The sequence below is a fragment of the Kitasatospora fiedleri genome (assembly GCF_948472415.1).
Classification (GTDB): Bacteria; Actinomycetota; Actinomycetes; order Streptomycetales; family Streptomycetaceae; genus Kitasatospora; species Kitasatospora fiedleri.
The window spans coordinates 2,387,051-2,404,102 of the sequence record NZ_OX419519.1; the positions used below are offsets into that span (position 1 = coordinate 2,387,051).

Sequence of the window (17,052 nt, forward strand, 5' to 3'; positions counted from 1 at the left end):
GACCAACTCGACCGTCAAGAGCAGGACCTGACGCTTACGCCACGCTTAAGGTTCGGTGGCCGGTCAGTACCGCAGCGCGTTCGCCACCACGGGCGTCACGCTGCCCTCCAGCGAACGGTTGCTCTCCGCCGTGGCCTGCGCGGACGCCCCGGCCGCCACCTCGGGCACGTTCACCACCACCGCGTCCAGCAGGTTCCCCGACCCGTCGTCGAAGTTGACCTGAATCGTGTACTTGCCGGACTGGGAACCGTGGTTGGTGACCGTCAGCGGGACGGAGAGCTTCCCGTCCGAGCCGGTGGCGGCCTTGCCGAGCGCCACGTCGTCCTTCGCGTCCAGCCCGCCCTTCACGCTCGCCAGCGCCGAGGAGGCGGCGGCCTGCGCGGAGGCGCCCAGCGAGGAGGCGGCCGAGCCGATCGCCGCCGTCGCCGAGGAGGCCGCCGAGGCCACCGCCGACTTGGCGCCCTCCAGCGCCGAGGACGTCGCGGGGGACGGCGAGCCGTCCGAGGAGCAGCCGGAGAGCGCCGCGGCGCCCAGCAGGGCGGCGGCCGTCCAGCCGGCGGCGGCCCGGGTCGATCGCTTCATCAGTGCGCATCCCTTCGGTCGTGAGCGTCCGGCGCGGTTCAGGAGAGCCCGGTCCCGTTCTCGCGGGCCGCCTCGTCCGCGGCCCGCGCCTCCCGCCGGCGCACCTCGTCCTGCCGGCGGGCCACCACCACGGCGGCCCCCAGCGCGCTCGCCGCGAACGCCAGCGCGCCGACCCACGGGCGGGCCAGCGCGTGCCCCAGCGCGGCGTCCACCGAGTAGCGGCCCGCGCCGGCCACGCCCAGCGCCACGCCGCAGGCGCCCAGCAGGGCCGGGTACTCGTAGCCGCCGCCCTGCGCGAAGAAGCCCGCCGGGGCGTGCACCGAGATCGCGCCCGCCATCGTCCCGGCGACGACCGCGCCGGCCGCGGGGGTGGCCAGGCCGAGCACGAGCAGCGCGCCGCCGCCCGCCTCGCCCAGGCCGGCCGCCCGCGCGTTGCGGTCGCCCGGCAGGAAGCCCATGTGCTCCATGGCCTGCGCGGTGCCCTCCGGTCCGGGGCCGCCGAACCAGCCGAACAGCTTCTGCGCCCCGTGCGCGAACAGGACACCCCCGACGGCGGTGCGCAGCGCCAGCAGGCCGAGATCCTTGCGGTGCAGACAGGTCATGTGTTGCCCCTGGGGTGGAAGAGAAGACTTGGGGCCCATCCCAACGCGCGCACCGGCCCCGTTCGACCCGGCGAACCCATCCGGGCGACGCGCACCGCCAGACAGGAGCACCCGATGCCCACCGCACCGAAGCCGTCCGCGTACGTCCTGCACGGCGAGCGGATCACCGACGAGCCCTCGCTCTGGGCCGAGCTCGGCCGCGCCGTGCAGGCCCCCGACGGCTACTACGGCCGCAACCTGGACGCGCTGGCCGACTGCCTGCGCGGCGGCTTCGGCCCCCGGCCGCCGTTCACCCTGGTCTGGGAGGGGTCGACGGCCTCCGCGCAGGCGCTGACCCGCCGGGTGACCGGCCCCGACGAGGAGGAGCGCTCCTACTTCGACGCGGTCCTCGACGTGCTGCGCCAGGGTGGCGTCGCCGTCCGGCTGCGCTGACGGCCCATCATGGGCACATGTCGGCGATCTCCCTGAGCACCGTCTTCGTCACGTTCTTCGCCGTGGTCGGCCCGCCCAAGGTGCTGCTCGCGTTCGCGCAGCTCAGCCAGACCCGGACCCCGGCCGAGCTGCGCAAGCTCACCCTGGCCTCCTCGCTGGTCGCGGCCCTGGTCGGCCTGGTGCTGGCGTACAGCGCGGACTTCATGGCCGCGCTGTTCCACATCTCCGACCAGTCGCTGCAGATCGCCGGCGGGGTGATCTTCTTCATCTACGCGGTGGCCCTGGTCCTGGGCATCCACCTGGGCGGCGGCAAGGACGGCGCGCACCTCGCCAACCCGCTCGCCGACGGCATCCGCGAACTGCTGCTGCCGTACGTGGCCAGCCCGCTGGCGATCACCGCCCTGCTGGTCGAGTCGCTGACCCGGGACACCCTGGGCTGGCACTCCACGGTCGCCGCCATGTACGTGGCGGTGATCGCGGTGGACTGCGCCTGCGTCCTGCTGCTCGGCCCCCTGCTGCGCGCCAGCCGGCGCACCTCCCTGGAGGTGGTGTCCCGCCTGCTCGGCCTCCTGCTGGCGGCGGTCGGCGTGGAGATGGTCCTCTACGGCCTGGAGAGCCTGGGCGTCCACCTCGCCGAACCGAAGAACGGCCACTGACCCCCGGACCCGGGACGACCCCCTTCGCCCACCCCCGGCGCCGGACACCAGCCACCAGCCCGTGACGCGTCGTCCTCCCCCACCCGCGCGCCGCCAGGCGCTCCCCGGGCCGCTCCCTCCCCCATCCTCCTCGCCCGCCGCCAGGCGCCCCCACCCGCGCGCCGTCAGGCGCTCCTCCCCCGGCGGGGCAGCAGCAGGCAGAGCGGGACGGCCAGGGCGGTGAGCGCGGCGGACCAGGTGAAGGCGGTGGTGAAGCCGTCGGCCGGGGTGCTCGTGGCGGTGGTGGCGTGCTGGAGGACGACGATCAGCAGGGCGGTGCCGGCCGAGCCGCCGATCTGCTGGGCGACCCGGGTGATGACGCTGGCGTCGGGGACCTGTCCGCGGTCCAGGCCCAGGTAGCCGGCGCTGCCGAGCGGGACCATCGCCGCGCCCAGGCCGACGCCGCGCAGCAGGAGGGCCGCGCCGAGCAGGAGTCCGCCGTCCGCGCCGAGGGCGAACGGCACGGTGGCCGCCGCGGTCAGGGCGAACCCGCCGAGGGCGACCGGGCGCGGGCCGAGCCGGTCGGTGAGCACGCCGGCCCGGGCGCGGGCCAGCAGGACGCCGACGCCCTGCGGGATCAGCGCCAGTCCGGCGCCCAGCGCGTCCTGGCCGCGCACCTGCTGCCAGTACAGCGGCAGCAGCACCATCGCCCCGTACAGCACGACCCCGCCGAGGAAGCCCAGCGCGGACGCCGAGGCCAGCGGGCGGTGGCGCAGCAGCCGCAGGTCGACCAGCGCGCCGGGGCGCCGCAGGGCGCGGACGGTGAACGCGGTGAGCAGGGCGGCGCCGGCGAGCAGCGGGAGGGTCGCGCCGCCGGTGCCGGTCCGGGACAGGCCGTAGAGCAGGGCGGCGGTGCCGGGCGGCAGGAGCAGCAGGCCGACGGTGTCGAGGCGGGGGCGCGGGGTGCCGGGGCCGGGGCGGTCGTCGGGGAGGTTGCGGTGGGCGAGCCAGGCGCCGGCGGCGCAGAACGGGAGGTTGACCAGGAAGAGCCAGCGCCAGTTGCCGAGGTGCAGGATCAGGCCGCCGAGGACGGGGCCGAGGATCGGGCCGAGCGCGGTGGGGAGGGTGACGGCGGCCATCACCCGGCCGAGGCCCCGGCCGCGGGCGGCCTGGATGACCAGGGTGGCCATCAGCGGCATCATGACGCCGCCGCCGACGCCCTGCACGACCCGGGCGCCGATCAGCGCGGGGGCGTTCGGGGCGAGGGCGCAGAGCAGCGAGCCGAGCAGGAAGACGCCGAGGGCGGCGGTCCACAGGCGTTTGCCGCCGAGCCGGGCCTGGGCCCAGCCGGCCAGCGGGATGGTGGTGAAGACGGCCAGCAGGTAGCCGGTGCCGACCCACTGGACGGTGGCGAGCGGGGCGCGCAGGTCGGCGGCGAGGTCGTTCAGGGCGACGCTGGTGATGGTGGTGTCGAAGACCACGGCGAGGGCGCCGACCACGACGGTGGCGGCCAGGCGCCGAACGGCGGGGTCGACGGGTTCGGGCGGGGCGGCGGCGGTGGCCGTCGCGCGGGCGTGCCGGATCACGGCAGGGCCCCCTTAAGATATAGAGTCCTATCTTGCGATCCCCACCGTAGGGCCCGCAAATAAGATAGGCAACTCTATCTAGAGGTACGACCGAGACCGAGCGAGACCGAGGAGGAGCGGATGGCCGAACGACGCCGCGGCGCGGCCCTGGAGGCGGCCCTGCTGGACGCGGCCTGGGCGGAACTCACCGAGACCGGCTACGCCGGCTTCACCGTGGACGCCGTGGTCAGGCGGGCCGGCACCAGCCCGCCCGTCCTCTACCGCCGCTGGCCGGACCGGGACGCGCTGGCCCGGGCCGCCATCGGGCACGTGCTGGAGCGCTCCCGGCTGGCGGTGCCCGACACCGGCGGCCTGCGCGGGGACGTGCTCACCCTGATGCGGGCCATCAACGCCACCCGCTCCGACCTGGTCGCGCTGATGAGCGTCCAACTGGCCGGCTACCACCGGGCGACCGGCACCCCGCCTGCCGAACTCCTCGACGCCACCGGGCCGGACGGCACCGAGGCGCTGTACGAGCGCGCCGTCGCCCGCGGCGAGGCCGACCCGGCGCGGCTCACCCCGCGGATCAGGGCGCTGCCCTTCGACCTGCTCCGGCAGGAGATGCTGACCAGCTCCGCCCCGGTGCCGGACCACGTGCTGGAGGAGATCGTCGACGACGTGCTGCTCCCGCTCGTCACGCCCCGGGGGTGAGCGGCCGCCACGGCACCGGGCTGGACAGGATCATCGAGCTGGTGGGCTGCCCGTAGCCGCCGAGCCGGTCGGTCAGCCGCGCGAAGGAGGGCATGTCCGGCACCCCGACCAGCAGCACGCAGCACGCCCCGCCGGTCACCCGGTGCAGCTGGAACACCTCCGGCCAGCCCGCCACCTCCGGGTCGCGCAGCAGGCAGCGCACCCCGTAGCACTCCACCGTGACCAGCGCCATCACCGCCGCCCCGGCCTTCGCCGGGGCCAGGTGCGCGTGGTAGCCGGTGATCACCCCGTCCGCCTCCAGCCGGCGCACCCGCTCCGCGACGGCCGGCGGGGAGAGGTTCACCCGGCGCGACAGCTCGTTGTACGACAGCCGCGCGTCGGCCTGGAGTTCGGCCAGCAGCAGGCGGTCCACCGCGTCCACGGCGGCTCCTTTGCGTTCGTCAGGCGATCGGGGGGCAGCGCCTTGCGAACGGCAGGCCGGTGCCCCCATCCGGGCTACGACGCCCATTCAAGAGCAGGCCGCCGCGCCGCACAATGGGGGGCGCCCGCCGCGACCCGAGCGGGCGGCACCGAGGAGGTAGCGGCCATGACCGGCCAGACCCACCAGCCCCACCTGCGGTTCGGCCCCGACCAGGAGCCCGGCCCGTCCACCCCCTACGCCCGGTACGTGCGCCTGGCCGAGCTGCACTCCCTCCAGCGGCCGCGCAGCGCCGAGCCCGCCGAGTACGCGTTCATCGTCACCACCCAGGTGATGGAGCTGCTGTTCGACCTGCTGGAGCGCGACTGGGCCGCCGCCCGCACCGCCCTGCACGCCGACGACCTGGACGGCGCGCTGGCCGCGCTGCGCCGCGGGCAGCACACCCAGGACGTGCTGACCGGCTCCTGGGACCTGCTGGCCACCATGACGCCCGCCGAGTTCAGCTCCTTCCGCCCGGTCCTCGGCGAGGCGTCCGGCTTCCAGTCCTCGGCCTTCCTGCGGCTGGAGTTCCTGCTCGGCAACCGCAGCGAGGGCCTGCTGGAGATGTACCGGGACTCCCCCGCCGAGTACGACGCGCTGTTCGCCGCGCTGCGCACCCCCAGCCTGTACGACGAGGCGCTGGCCGTGCTGGCCCGGCGCGGCCTGGCGATACCCGCCCGGCCGGTCACCGCCCGGCACCGGCGCGACGAGGCGGTCGAGGCCGCCTGGCGGGCCGTCTACACCGACCCGGCGCTGGCCGACCTGGTCCGGCTCGGCGAGGCCCTGCTGGACACCGCCGAACGCGTCACCCGCTGGCGCCAGCGCCACTACTCCGCCGTCAAGCGCACCATGGGCGGCAAGCCCGGCAGCGGCGGCTCCAGCGGCCTCAGCTGGCTCAAGCACGCCGCCGACCAGGACGTCTTCCCCGAACTGTGGGCCGTCCGCAACGATCTCTGAACGCACCCCCGAACGCACCCTCCGAGCGCGACCCCCGATGGACGCGCCCTCCGAGCACCCCCGGGAGCAACGCCGTGACCCCCACCCGTGAGCAGTGCGCCGCCCGCGACGCCGCCGACCCGCTGCACGCCCTGCGCGCCGAGTTCGCGCTGCCCGACGGGGTGCTCTACCTCGACGGCAACTCGCTCGGCGCGCTGCCCCGCCGCACCCCCGGCCACCTGGCGAAGGTCGTCGAGGGCGAGTGGGGCGGCGGGCTGATCCGGTCCTGGAACGACGCCGGCTGGTTCCACCAGCCCCGGCGGCTCGGCGACCGGCTCGGCGCGCACCTGCTCGGCGCCGCCCCCGGGCAGGTGGTGGTCTGCGACTCCACCTCGGTCAACCTGTTCAAGGTGCTCGGCGCGGCCCTGCGGCTGCGCCCCGACCGCCCGGCGCTGCTCGCCGAGCGGCACGCCTTCCCCACCGACCTGTACATCGCCGACGGCCTGGGCGCGCTGCACCCCGGCACCCGGCCGGTGCTGCTGGACTCCGCCGCCCACCTGGACGCCGCCCTCGACCAGGACGCCGCCGTGGTGCTGCTCTCGCACGCCGACTACCGCACCGGCGAACTGCTCGACCTGGCGGCCGTCACCGAGCGGATTCACGCCGCCGGGGCGCTCGCCGTCTGGGACCTGTGCCACACCGCGGGCGCGCTGCCGATCGAACTCGACGCGGCGGGCGTCGACTTCGCCGTCGGCTGCGGCTACAAGTACCTCAACGGCGGCCCCGGCGCGCCCGCCTTCCTGTACGCCGCGGCCCGCCACCAGGAGGCCGCCCGGCAGCCGCTGACCGGCTGGTTCGGGCACGCCCGGCAGTTCGACTTCGAGCCCGGCTACCGGCCCGCCGCGGGCGTCACCCGCTTCCTCACCGGCACCCCGCCGATCCTCGGCCTGGCCGCGCTGGAGGCGGCGCTGGAGGTCTGGGAGCTGGCCGACCCGGCCGCCGTCCGCGCCAAGAGCCTCGAACTGACCGACCTGTTCCTGGAGTTGACCGCCGACCTGGACGTCGAACCGGTCACCCCGCGGGAGCCCGCCCGGCGCGGCAGCCAGGTCGCGCTGCGGCACCCCGACGGCTACGCGGTCGTCCAGGCGCTGATCGCCCGCGGCGTGATCGGCGACTTCCGCGCCCCCGACCTGATGCGCTTCGGCTTCACCCCGCTCTACCTCTCCCGCGCCGACGTGCACGACGCCGCGACGGCGCTGCGCGAGGTGCTGGCCGGCGGCGAGTGGCGCGCGGAGCGCTTCGCCCGCCGCGGCGACGTCACCTGACCCCCGCGCCCGCACGGCGGACGGCCGGGGCCCACGGGCCCCGGCCGTCCTGGTGCGGCAGGCGCGTCAGCTGTGGCGGCCCCGGGCGCGGCGGGCCAGCGCGATCACGCCGCCGCCCAGGCCCAGCAGCACCGCGGCGGCTCCCGCCGCCGGGCCGACCAGGTCACCGCCACCGGTGTCCGGCAGCGGCGGCCCCACCGGGGTGGAGGCCGACCCGGTCGGCACCGGCGTGCTCCCGCTCGGCGACGGCGCCGGGCTGGTGCTGGTGCTCGGCGACGGGCTGGGGCTCGGGCTCTCGCTGTCCGACGGGGACGGCGACGGCGTCGGGCTGGTCGAGTCGCTCGGCGACGGGCTCGGGCTCGGACTGGTGCTGTCCGTGGGCGACGGGGACGGGCTGGGGCTCTCGCCGCAGACCGGCAGGTCGCCGTCGAACGGGTAGTTGTGGATCTCGGTGCCGGCGCTGCCCTGCTGGAGCAGGTTGCCCGCCAGGTAGACCCGGCCGTTGGTGCCGGGGTTGGAGAGCGTGGTGGTGCTCGCCGGGTTGCCCGCCATGATCGAGCCCTGCCACTGGGCGTCGCCGGTGACCGTCACGCTGGTGGCGGTCGGGAAGTTCCACATCAGGTTCGGCCGCAGGACCGTCAGCGGGTCGTCGGCCGCGCCGGTGCCGCTGTTGGTGTTGACCGTCACGTCGCTGCCGGTCATGTTGACGATCACCGTCGCGCCGGCCGGGATGCCCGCGAACACGAGGGAGCGGCGCCCGCCGTCGGTGCCGATGTTCTGGCCGTAGTCGAACACCTGGCGGGCGCTGGTGCCGTCGCCGGTGAAGGTGACGGTGGCCCCGTCGTCCACCACCGTGCCGGTGGCGGTCTGCCGGGCCATGCAGGCGGAGTGGTCCTCGATGACCGGCGTCAGGCCGCGGAACTCGTCGATCGCCGCCGGGTCCCGGATCGCCTGGCCGTCCGGGGTGATGTCGTAGGCGCCGGTCAGCGTGGTGCCGTACTTGAGGTTGCCCCACAGCGCCTTCGGCGGCTGGACGAAGAAGTCGGTGCCGCCGATGAACAGCCGGCTGGGGTTCGCCTGCGAGGCGTCCATGGCGACCGAGCCGCCCACCGTCACGTGGTCCGTGGCGTTCGGCGGGGTGACCATCGAACCGACGCCCACCACGCCCATGTTGAAGGCGCCGCCCATCGCCTTGTTGATGTCGAGGTTGCCGACCACCGCGATCTTGCCCTCGGCCTCGGCCGCGTTCTGCCGCACCAGGTAGTTGCCGCCCACGTAGATGTTGAGCGAGGCGTCCGCCCCGTTGAACGGCCCGGTGTGCGGCGGGCCCCAGGTGCTCGGGCAGTCCGGACCCGAACACGGCCCCAGCGGCGGGGCCAGTTGGTCGGCCTGGCCGACCGAGGCCAGGGTGAGCAGCGGAGCGGCGGCGAGCGCCGTCACCACGGCGAAGCGGAGCAGCGGGTTCTTGCCGCGGACACCGTGTCGCACGGGCACCCCTCTCGTTGACGGATGGGTCAGCAGACAGCAGACACCGGCCAGCAAAGAGGAACCGGCACACCGCTCCCGGACGGATCGGCCCGGACGCGCCGGACAATCATTCGAACGGACTACTTTGATGTTCCGTCAGTGAAGGTGCCAGCCCGGAAAGGGAGAACCGTGCCGAACCCGCCGTTCGCCATGCTCGCCACCACCGTCGAGGTCCTCGCCCGGCCGGACGCCGACGAGCGGCTGCTCACCGCGTTCGAACGCGAGCGGCTGGGGCGGTTCCGGCGCCCCGCCGACCGCGACGACTACCTGGCCGCGCACCTGCTCGTCCGGTACTGCGCCGCCGCCCAGCTCGGCACCGAGCCCGCCGCGATCGCCTTCGGCCAGCGGTGCCCCGGCTGCGGCAGCACCGAGCACGGCCGCCCCCACCTCACCGACCGCCCCGACACCCACCTGAGCCTCTCCCACACCAGCGGCATCATCGCCGCCGCGGCCGGACCCGTCCCGATCGGCGTCGACGTCGAGCACCTCGGCGCCCGCGGCACCGACCCGGCCACCCTCCGGCACGTCCTCACCGCGGCCGAGAGCGCCCTGGTCCGGAGCCGGCCGGACCCGACCGGGGCCTTCCTGCGCCTGTGGGTCCGCAAGGAGGCGCTGATCAAGCTCGGCCGCGCCTCCCTGGACACCCTCGGCAGCCTCGACCTGTCCCACCTCCCCCTCGACCCGCCGCTCCAGCACCGGGACCAGGACCTCCACTACCTCGAACTGACCACCCCGACGCCCTGTTCACCGCCGCCGCGACCCTCCCGATCCAGTTGGTGGAGCCGGCCGGGCCCGTCGGCGCGCCCTGACGGCGGCGGCCCGGCGGCGGCCCGGCGGCGGCCCGCCGGGGGCGGGGGCGGTCGGCGCGGTCCCGGCGGCTTCCCCGAACCCCGGCGGGGAGTCGGCCGGGCGCGGCAGACTGGAGGCATGTGCCGAAGCATCAAGACGCTCCGCCCGCCGATGACGTCCGACGCCACCCCCGAGGACGTGCACGCGGCGGCGCTCCAGTACGTCCGCAAGGTCTCCGGGTTCCGGGCGCCGGCCGCGCACAACCGGGAGGCGTTCGACGCGGCGGTGGCCGCCGTCGCGGCGGCCACCGCCCAGTTGCTCGCCTCGATCGAGGTCCGCGGGGTCACGCCCCGTTCGTCGACCCCGGCCGGATGACCATCAGCACCAGGACCACCGCCCAGAGCAGGTTGAACACGCCCGCCGTCATCGGCAGCGTCCGCAACTTGCCGGTGGCGCGGGCCGTTTCGGCGTCCCTGTCCTCGGTCGCGTCCAGCGCGTCCACGGTCGCCTGCTGACCGGGCAGCACCACCAGCAGCAGCACGCCCGCCGCGACGGCCGTCAGCACGATCGACGTGATCAGCCAGGCGTTGCCCAGCACCCCCATCACCTGCGCGGTGCCGATGCCCAGCACCGGGATGCCGAGCCCGATCAGCGCGTACACGTTGCTGATCCGGTGCAGCAGCCGCACCGAGACCTGCGCGCCCGGCTGCTCCGGGCCCGCCGCGAGCGCGGCCTTCGCCTTCCGCGGGAACATGCTCACCGCCACCGCCACCGGACCGATGCACAGCGCCACGACCAGCAGGTGCAGACTCAGCAGGAACTTGGCCATCGCGGGCGCAACCCTTCAACCACGACACGGGGGACGGAACTCCGGTCACGCTAGCAGCGCTTATCCGCCCGCCCGACGGCGGAAAGCCCGCCGGGCGGACGGCCCCGGCGGCGGCGCGGCGGCGCTACGGCGGCGGCGCGGCGGCGCTACGGCGGCGGACTGTTACAGAGCCGGGCGGTGGCCGTTACGCGGTCGGCGGCCGGCCGAGGGGCGGGCTTCCTAGCGTGAGCGTCGTCGACCCGCGGCCGTCCGGCGGCGGGGGACGCGCAAGGGGAGGTTCCCGCATGTCAGGTACCACGTCCATCCGCCGCGCGGTGCGGTTCGCGCTGGCTCCGGCCGTCGCCGTCGGTGTGCTCGCACTGCCGGGCGCCGTCGCGTTCGCCGACTCCGCCAGCCCGGTTCCCGCCACCCCGGCTCCCGCCGTCTCGGCCGCGCCGTCCGCCCGGCCGGAGGCCGCCGCCACCCCCGTGCCGAGCCCGGCGCCCACCCGGGCCGCGGCCGCGCCCGCCGACGGGGGGAGCCGCGTCCTGCCCAAGGGCGGGGCGCAGACCGGTGAAGGGGCGGGCGGCGGCGGTTCGGCGACCGGGCTCGTGCTCGGGGCCGGGCTGGCGGCGGCCGGTGCGGCGGGGATCGGCCTGCTCGTCGTCCGGCGCCGTGCCGGCGCCCGGGTCTGACGAGGACCGCCGGGGCCGGCGCCACTGGTGGGTGCCGGCCCTGGCGGTCGGGCTGCTGATCGGCGGCGGGGCGACGCTGGTGGCCGCCCGCGGGGCCGACCCCGCGCCGGTGCGGATCGCCGTGGGCGGCCCGGCCGGGACGGCCGCCGTCGCCGCGCCGCCGTCCGGGACGGCCACGGCCCCCGCGCCCGTCCGGGTCGCGTTCTCGCCGCCGGTGCGGGTGCTGGTGCCCCGGATCGGGGTGGACGCGCCGGTGGAGGGGGTCGGGCTCGATCCGGACGGCGCCGTGCAGGTGCCGCCGCTGGACCGGCCGGGGCAGGTCGGCTGGTACCGCAGCGGCCCGGTGCCCGGGCCGGACGAGCCGACCGTGCTGCTCGGGCACTACGACACCCGCAAGGGCCCGGCGGTGTTCCACGGCCTGCCGGGGCTGCGGCCGGGCGACCGGGTCGACGTCCGGCGGGCGGACGGGAGCACGCTCTCCTACCGGGTGCGCGAGCTGCACCAGTACCCCAAGGACGCGTTCCCGACCGAGCTGGTCTACGGCGACGCCCCGGGCCCGCAGCTGCGGCTGGTCACCTGCGGCGGCACGCTCGGCGGCAACGGCCACTACTCCGACAACATCGTGGTCTTCGCCGACCCGCTGCCGCCGTCCCCGTGACCGTGGCCGTGGCGCCGCCGTGGCCGTGACGCCGCCGTGGCCGTGGCGTCGCCGTGGCCGTGGCGTCGCCGTGGCCGTGGCGTCGCCGTGGCCGTGACGGTGACGGTGGCGCCGCCGTGACCGCCCGCCGGAGCGGGCCACCCCCGCCCCGGGGAGCGGCCCGCTCCGGTGGTGCAGACTGACAGCCCCCCGACCGACCTCCGAAAGGCGCCGTTCGACGTGAGGACCCGGCCCCCCGGCACCGGCCTGTCCAGGTGCCTCCTGCTCGTCCTGCTGGCCGTCGTCGCGGCCGCCGGCTGCCGGGCGCCCGGCGCGCTGGCGGACGCCGGGGCGGCCCGGCCGGTCCGGGCCCACCCGAGCCCGCAGCCGCTGTGGCCGGACGTCGCGGCCGGCCCGGCGCCCACCCGGCCCGCCGCGGTGGAGCAGCAGAAGCCCGCCCCGCTGCCCGGGCTGGCGCTCGACGCGCTCACCGGGACCGACGCCCGCACCCCGCTCGCCGCGGACCCGGCCCTCAGCCCGCCGGAGCGGACCGCCCTGGCCGCCGGGTGCGCGCACTGCGCGGTGCGCCCCGCCCAGTACCGCGACCTCGACGGGGACGGCCGCCCCGAGCTGCTGACCGCCGTGCTGTTCGACGCGGGCCCCGACTCCCCGCGGGCCGTGCTGCACGTCTACGCGCTGCGCGGCCGCGAGGTGCTGCCGGTGCTGGCCGTGCCGGCGGCGCCGGACTTCACCGCCGAGACGGTCGGCGCGGACCTGGTGGTGCACGAGCCCACCGCCCCGTTCGCCGAGACCAGCAGCACCTACCGCTGGAACACCGACCGGATGGTCCTCGTCGACCGGCGGATCAAGGTCCTCGGGCCGGGCGTGGACGTCTCCGGCTGCCTGCTGGCGGACGCCTGCGGGCCGCTGGTGGTGCTCGCCCCGACCCCGGCGCCGACGCCCGTCCCCTCCGCGGGCCCCGCCCCGGCCGCCGGCCGGACCGCCGCCCCCGCGCAGGACGGCCCCGCGCAGGACGGCCCGGCCCGGGCCACCCCGGTGCCGGACGGCCCGGCCCGCGACACCGCCCGACCCGCCCCGACGAGGACCCGATGACCACTCCCGTGCCCGGCGCCCCGCGCATCCTGCTGGTCGAGGACGACGAGGTGATCCGCGAGACCACCCAACTCGCCCTGGAGCGCTACGGCTTCCCGGTGGAGACCGCGGCCGACGGCCTGGAGGGCCTGGAGCGCTTCCGGGCCGACCCGCCGGACCTGCTGCTGCTCGACGTGATGCTGCCGCTGCTGGACGGGGTCGGGCTGTGCCGGCGGGTCCGCGAGGAGAGCCGGCTGCCGATCCTGATGATGTCGGCCCGCACCGAGCCGATCGACGTGATCTCCGGCCTGGAGGCGGGCGCCGACGACTACGTGGTCAAGCCGTTCGAGACCGCCGTCCTGGTCGCCCGGATTCGCAGCGTGCTGCGGCGCACCTCCTTCGACCCGGTCGCCCCCGCCGGCACGACGGCCGCTGCCGCCGCTGCCGCTGCCGCTGCCGCCGACCCGGCGCACCCGGTGCGGGTGATCGACGACCTGGAGGTGGACACCGGCGCGATGGAGGTCAAGGTGGCCGGGCGCCCGGTGCCGCTCACCCCGACCGAGCTGCGGCTGCTGCTGGAGTTCACCGCCGCGCCGGGCGTGGTGATGGAGCGCCAGACCCTGCTGGAGCGGGTCTGGGACTACTCCTGGGGCGCCGACAGCCGGGTGGTCGACGTGCACGTCCAGCGGCTCCGGGCGAAGATCGGCGCCGCCCGGATCGAGACCGTCCGGGGCTTCGGCTACAAGCTGCGGCGGACGCCGTGACGCTGCGGCGGCAGATCGCCGCCGTGATCGCGCTGGTCTCCTGCCTGGTCGCGCTCGCGGTGGGGGTCCTGGTCCACCAGGCGTCGGTGCGCCAGCACACCGACCAGGCCCGCACGTCCGCGCTGACCGCGCTCGACTCGGTGCTCACCGGCTACGACGCGACCGGCGAGCTGGTCGCGGGCTGGCACGCCGCCGCCGACGACCCGGCGCTGCCCGCGGACCTGCGTCGGCTGGCCGAACGCGGCCGGCGGGGTTCGGTGCTCGGCCCCGGCCCGAACGGCCCGGCGATGTGGGCCGCCGCCGGCGCCGACGGGCGGGTGCTGTCGGTGCGGATGGACTACGCCGGGGACGCCCGGGCGATCGCCGACCTGGACCGCGCCGTGGCGGTCGGCGCCGCGCTGTCCGTGCTGGTCACCGTGCTCGCCGGGGTGCTGGCCGCCGACCGGATCAGCAGCCGGCTGCGCACCGCCGCCCGCACCGCCCGCACCATCGCCGGGGGCGACCCGGACGCCCGGATCGGGCCGCTCGGCCGGCCCCGCGACGAGGTGGCCGAGCTGGCCGCCGCGGTCGACTCGATGTCCGCCGCGCTGCGCGGCCGGCTGGCCGGCGAGCAGCGCTTCACCGCCGACGTGGCGCACGAGCTGCGCACCCCGCTGACCGGCCTGCTGACCGCGTCCGAGCTGCTGCCGCCGGGCCGGCCGACCGAGCTGGTCCGCGACCGGGTGCGGGCGCTGCGCGACCTGACCGAGGACCTGCTGGAGGTCTCCCGGCTGGACTCCGGGGCCGACGCCCCGGAGCTGGCCGACCTGCCGCTCGGGCCGCTGCTGGCCCGGGTGGTGGCCGCCGCCGGCACCGGGGCCGAGCTGCGGATCGCCGGCGACGCGGTGGTCAGCACCGATCCGCGCCGCCTCGACCGGGTCCTCGCCAACCTGCTGGCCAACGCCCACCGGCACGGCCGCGCCCCGGTCCTGGTCACCGTCGAGGGCGGTGTCGTGACCGTCCGCGACCACGGCCCCGGCTACCCGGAGGAGGTGCTGCGCGAGGGGCCCCGCCGCTTCCGCACCGGGGCCCGCGAGCGCGGCGGCGGCCACGGCCTGGGCCTCACCATCGCCCAGGGCCACGCCGAGGCGATCGGCGCCCGGCTGCGGCTGGCCAACCACCCCGACGGGGGCGCGCTGGCCCGCCTGGTGCTGCCCGGGCCGGGCCGCTGACCGGCCGTCCGACCGGGCCGTCGGCCGGTCAGGGCAGGTCGGGGACGCGGCCGAGGATCGCGGTGGTGTCCAGGCCGGTCGGCAGGGTGCCGTAGGCGAGGCCGGAGCGGCCGCCGAGGCGGGTGGCGGTGAAGGCTTCGGCGACGGCGGGGTGGCCGTGGCGCAGCAGGAGGGACGCCTGGAGGGTGAGGGCGAGCCGTTCGACCAGGTGGCGGGTGCGGTACTCCAGGTGCTCGGGGTCGGCGAGGTCCTTGCGGAGGGCGGCGAGGGCGCCGTCGTAGTGGGCGTCGAGCCCGCTCGCGGTGTCGAGTTCGGCGAACACGGCCGCCAGGCTCTCCGGTTGGCGGGCCATCGCGCGCAGCGCGTCGAGCGCGGCGACGTTGCCGGAGCCCTCCCAGATGGAGACCAGCGGGGCCTCCCGGTAGAGCCGGGGCATGCCGGACTCCTCGACGTAGCCGTTGCCGCCGAGGCATTCGAGCGCTTCGGCGGCGTGGCCGGGGCCGCGCTTGCAGACCCAGTACTTGGCGACGGCCAGGCCGAGCCGCCGGAAGCGCGCCTCCTGCTCGTCCCCGGCCAGTGCCCGGTCGGTGGCCTCGGCCAGCCGCATGGCGATCGCCGTGGCGGCCTCGGACTCGACGACCAGGTCGGCGAGGACGTTGCGCATCAGCGGCTGGTCGACCAGGTCCTTGCCGAAGGCCCGCCGGTGGCCGGCGTGGTGCAGGGCGCGCAGGGCGCCGTGGCGCATCGCGGAGGCGGCGCCGGTGGTGCAGTCGAGGCGGGTCATGTTGACCATCTCGATGATGGTGCGCACGCCGCGGCCCTCCTCGCCGACCAGCCAGCCCACCGCGTCCTCGTACTCGATCTCCGCGGAGGCGTTGGACTTGTTGCCGAGCTTGTCCTTGAGGCGTTGCAGGCGCAGCGCGTTGCGGGTGCCGTCGGGCAGGACGCGGGGCAGCAGGAAGCAGGAGAGGCCGCCGGGGGCCTGGGCGAGGGTGAGGAAGACGTCCGACATCGGGGCGGAGGTGAACCACTTGTGGCCGGTGAGGCGGTGGGTGCCGTCGCCCGCGGGGACGGCGCGGGTGGTGTTGGTGCGGACGTCGGAGCCGCCCTGCTTCTCGGTCATCGACATGCCGGCGATCAGTCCGCGCTTGCCGTGCGGTGCGCGCAGGCCGAAGTCGTACTCCCGGGCGGTGAGCAGCGGTTCGTAGGCGGCGGCGAGGTCGGGGGTGGTGCGCAGGGCGGGGACGGCGGCGTAGGTCATCGAGACCGGGCAGGTGTGTCCGGCCTCGACCTGGCCCCAGACGTGGAACTTGGCGGCGCGGGCGGTGTGCGCGCCGGGGCGGTCGTCGCGCCAGGGGGCGGCGTGCAGGCCGTGTTCGACCGCGGTGCGCATCAGCTCGTGCCAGTACGGGTGGAACTCGACCTCGTCGATGCGGTGGCCGTAGCGGTCGTGGGTGCGCAGGACGGGCGGGTTGTCGTTGGCCAGGCGGGCCCAGTCGGCGGCCTGTTCGGTGCCGGCCAGGCGGCCGAGGGCGTGCAGTTCCTCGACGGCCCAGTCGGCGCCGGCCCGGTGCAGGGCGTCCAGCAGGGTGGGGTCGGCGGCGACGTCGTGGCCGTACGGGGCGGGCACCTGGTTGGTGACCTCGTGGGTGGTTGCCATCAGTGGCCTCCGAGGGCGCGCAGGGTGAAGGTGACGATCTCGGGCAGGACGGTCTCGGGCGGGCGGCCGTCGGTGAGCGGTCCGACCAGGGCTTCGGCGACCGCGCCGACGATCGCGGCGGCGGTGAGTTCGGCGTTCTGGGCGGGGAGGCGGCCGAGCGCGGCGGCCCGGTCGATCCGGGTGGCGATCAGGTCGCGGAAGGCGCGGCGGAAGACCAGGCGTTCGGCCTCGACGTCCTGGTCGGCGGGTTCGGCGAGCAGCGCGTAGGCGAGGCGGGGGGCCTGGAGGGCGCGGGCCGCGAAGGTGGCGACCAGGGCGGCGATGCCGTCGAGCGGGTCGGCGGCGCGTTCGGCGGCCTCGGTGACGGCGGTGATCTCGCGTCCGCAGACGGTGCGGAACAGGGTGACGGCGAGGTCGGCCTTGCCGTCGAAGTGCTGGTAGACGCTGCCGGTGGCGATGCCGGCGCGTTCGGCGACGGCGGACACCGAGCAGCCGGCGTAGCCGCGTTCGGCGAGCAGGGCGGTGGCGGCCCGCAGGACGGTCTCGCGGCGGTCGTCCAGCCGGGCCTGGACGGCGGCGGTGCGTCGGTAGGCCATGGAAAGAATTGAAGCACTGATTCAGTGC

Annotated in this window: 19 protein-coding genes and 1 pseudogene; 12 read left to right on the forward strand and 8 right to left on the reverse strand. The window is 76.4% G+C overall.

The genetic code is table 11. The annotated features are described in order from the left end of the window. Positions 1–63: 63 nt before the first annotated feature. Both QMQ26_RS11185 and QMQ26_RS11190 read right to left on the reverse strand, forming a co-directional pair. On the reverse strand, positions 64–582 hold the full coding sequence (locus QMQ26_RS11185) for a hypothetical protein (protein ID WP_111553575.1): 519 nt from the start codon (positions 580–582) through the stop codon (positions 64–66). A 38-nt stretch (positions 583–620) separates the two neighbouring features. After that, a complete protein-coding gene (locus QMQ26_RS11190; RefSeq protein WP_282205610.1) occupies positions 621–1,184 on the reverse strand; it encodes a DoxX family protein in 564 nt (187 codons plus the stop codon). Positions 1,185–1,298: 114 nt separating this feature from the next. Between QMQ26_RS11190 and QMQ26_RS11195 the strand changes: the two genes are divergently transcribed. Together QMQ26_RS11195 and QMQ26_RS11200 are read left to right on the forward strand one after the other, a co-directional pair. Next, a complete protein-coding gene (locus QMQ26_RS11195) occupies positions 1,299–1,616 on the forward strand; it encodes a barstar family protein (RefSeq protein WP_100836009.1) in 318 nt (105 codons plus the stop codon). A gap of 17 nt (positions 1,617–1,633) precedes the next feature. Beyond that, entirely contained in the window at positions 1,634–2,272 is a 639-nt protein-coding gene (locus QMQ26_RS11200) for a MarC family protein (protein WP_100836010.1), read from the forward strand. Positions 2,273–2,436: 164 nt separating this feature from the next. Here QMQ26_RS11200 and QMQ26_RS11205 read toward each other — a convergent pair whose 3' ends face one another. Then, entirely contained in the window at positions 2,437–3,837 is a 1,401-nt protein-coding gene (locus QMQ26_RS11205; protein WP_404814111.1) for an MDR family MFS transporter, read from the reverse strand. A gap of 120 nt (positions 3,838–3,957) precedes the next feature. Here QMQ26_RS11205 and QMQ26_RS11210 point away from each other — a divergent pair, with 120 nt between their 5' ends. After that, positions 3,958–4,527 (forward strand): TetR/AcrR family transcriptional regulator, encoded by a 570-nt coding sequence (locus QMQ26_RS11210; RefSeq protein WP_282205611.1) that lies wholly within the window; start codon positions 3,958–3,960, stop codon positions 4,525–4,527. Here QMQ26_RS11210 and QMQ26_RS11215 read toward each other — a convergent pair. After that, positions 4,511–4,948: an Lrp/AsnC family transcriptional regulator gene (locus QMQ26_RS11215; RefSeq protein ID WP_199846969.1), complete on the reverse strand. Its 438-nt coding sequence runs from the start codon at positions 4,946–4,948 to the stop codon at positions 4,511–4,513. The genes QMQ26_RS11210 and QMQ26_RS11215 overlap by 17 nt on opposite strands. A gap of 165 nt (positions 4,949–5,113) precedes the next feature. On the opposite strand from QMQ26_RS11215, the gene QMQ26_RS11220 reads away from it, so the two are divergent. Beyond that, entirely contained in the window at positions 5,114–5,941 is an 828-nt protein-coding gene (locus QMQ26_RS11220; protein WP_282205612.1) for a tryptophan 2,3-dioxygenase, read from the forward strand. Between the two features lie 74 nt (positions 5,942–6,015). After that, complete coding sequence (kynU, locus tag QMQ26_RS11225; RefSeq protein WP_282205613.1) at positions 6,016–7,245, forward strand: kynureninase; 1,230 nt, start codon at positions 6,016–6,018, stop codon at positions 7,243–7,245. A 66-nt stretch (positions 7,246–7,311) separates the two neighbouring features. Here kynU and QMQ26_RS11230 read toward each other — a convergent pair whose 3' ends face one another. Then, positions 7,312–8,733 carry a choice-of-anchor A family protein gene (locus tag QMQ26_RS11230; protein ID WP_282205614.1) on the reverse strand — a complete coding sequence of 474 codons (1,422 nt, stop codon included), beginning with the start codon at positions 8,731–8,733 and terminating at the stop codon, positions 7,312–7,314. Positions 8,734–8,922: 189 nt separating this feature from the next. On the opposite strand from QMQ26_RS11230, the pseudogene QMQ26_RS11235 reads away from it, so the two are divergent. Beyond that, positions 8,923–9,375: pseudogene (locus QMQ26_RS11235) on the forward strand (4'-phosphopantetheinyl transferase family protein); the annotation flags it as partial. A 324-nt stretch (positions 9,376–9,699) separates the two neighbouring features. After that, a complete protein-coding gene (locus QMQ26_RS11240; protein ID WP_100836016.1) occupies positions 9,700–9,936 on the forward strand; it encodes a DUF2277 domain-containing protein in 237 nt (78 codons plus the stop codon). Here QMQ26_RS11240 and QMQ26_RS11245 read toward each other — a convergent pair. After that, positions 9,905–10,390 (reverse strand): hypothetical protein, encoded by a 486-nt coding sequence (locus tag QMQ26_RS11245; protein ID WP_282205615.1) that lies wholly within the window; start codon positions 10,388–10,390, stop codon positions 9,905–9,907. The genes QMQ26_RS11240 and QMQ26_RS11245 overlap by 32 nt on opposite strands. Before the next feature lie 284 nt (positions 10,391–10,674). Here QMQ26_RS11245 and QMQ26_RS11250 point away from each other — a divergent pair, with 284 nt between their 5' ends. The 5 genes from QMQ26_RS11250 (at position 10,675) to QMQ26_RS11270 (ending at position 14,768) form a co-directional block, all read left to right on the forward strand. Next, positions 10,675–11,064, forward strand: a complete 390-nt coding sequence (locus tag QMQ26_RS11250) for a hypothetical protein (protein WP_159073059.1) — start codon at positions 10,675–10,677, stop codon at positions 11,062–11,064. Between the two features lie 31 nt (positions 11,065–11,095). Beyond that, positions 11,096–11,722, forward strand: a complete 627-nt coding sequence (locus tag QMQ26_RS11255) for a class F sortase (protein WP_282205616.1) — start codon at positions 11,096–11,098, stop codon at positions 11,720–11,722. 219 nt (positions 11,723–11,941) lie between these two features. After that, the gene (locus QMQ26_RS11260) at positions 11,942–12,814 is read left to right on the forward strand and encodes a hypothetical protein (protein WP_159073061.1); all 873 of its coding nucleotides are present in this window, start codon (positions 11,942–11,944) and stop codon (positions 12,812–12,814) included. Beyond that, on the forward strand, positions 12,811–13,557 hold the full coding sequence (cseB, locus tag QMQ26_RS11265; RefSeq protein ID WP_282205617.1) for a two-component system response regulator CseB: 747 nt from the start codon (positions 12,811–12,813) through the stop codon (positions 13,555–13,557). The genes QMQ26_RS11260 and cseB overlap by 4 nt, the downstream gene beginning before the upstream one ends. Beyond that, the gene (locus tag QMQ26_RS11270; protein WP_282205618.1) at positions 13,554–14,768 is read left to right on the forward strand and encodes a sensor histidine kinase; all 1,215 of its coding nucleotides are present in this window, start codon (positions 13,554–13,556) and stop codon (positions 14,766–14,768) included. The genes cseB and QMQ26_RS11270 overlap by 4 nt, the downstream gene beginning before the upstream one ends. Positions 14,769–14,796: 28 nt before the next feature. Here QMQ26_RS11270 and QMQ26_RS11275 read toward each other — a convergent pair whose 3' ends face one another. After that, positions 14,797–16,428, reverse strand: coding sequence for an acyl-CoA dehydrogenase family protein (locus QMQ26_RS11275; RefSeq protein WP_100836022.1), 1,632 nt, complete (start codon positions 16,426–16,428; stop codon positions 14,797–14,799). Next, positions 16,428–17,024, reverse strand: coding sequence for a TetR/AcrR family transcriptional regulator (locus tag QMQ26_RS11280; protein WP_100836023.1), 597 nt, complete (start codon positions 17,022–17,024; stop codon positions 16,428–16,430). Before QMQ26_RS11280 ends, QMQ26_RS11275 begins: the two co-directional genes overlap by 1 nt. Positions 17,025–17,052: the final 28 nt, after the last annotated feature.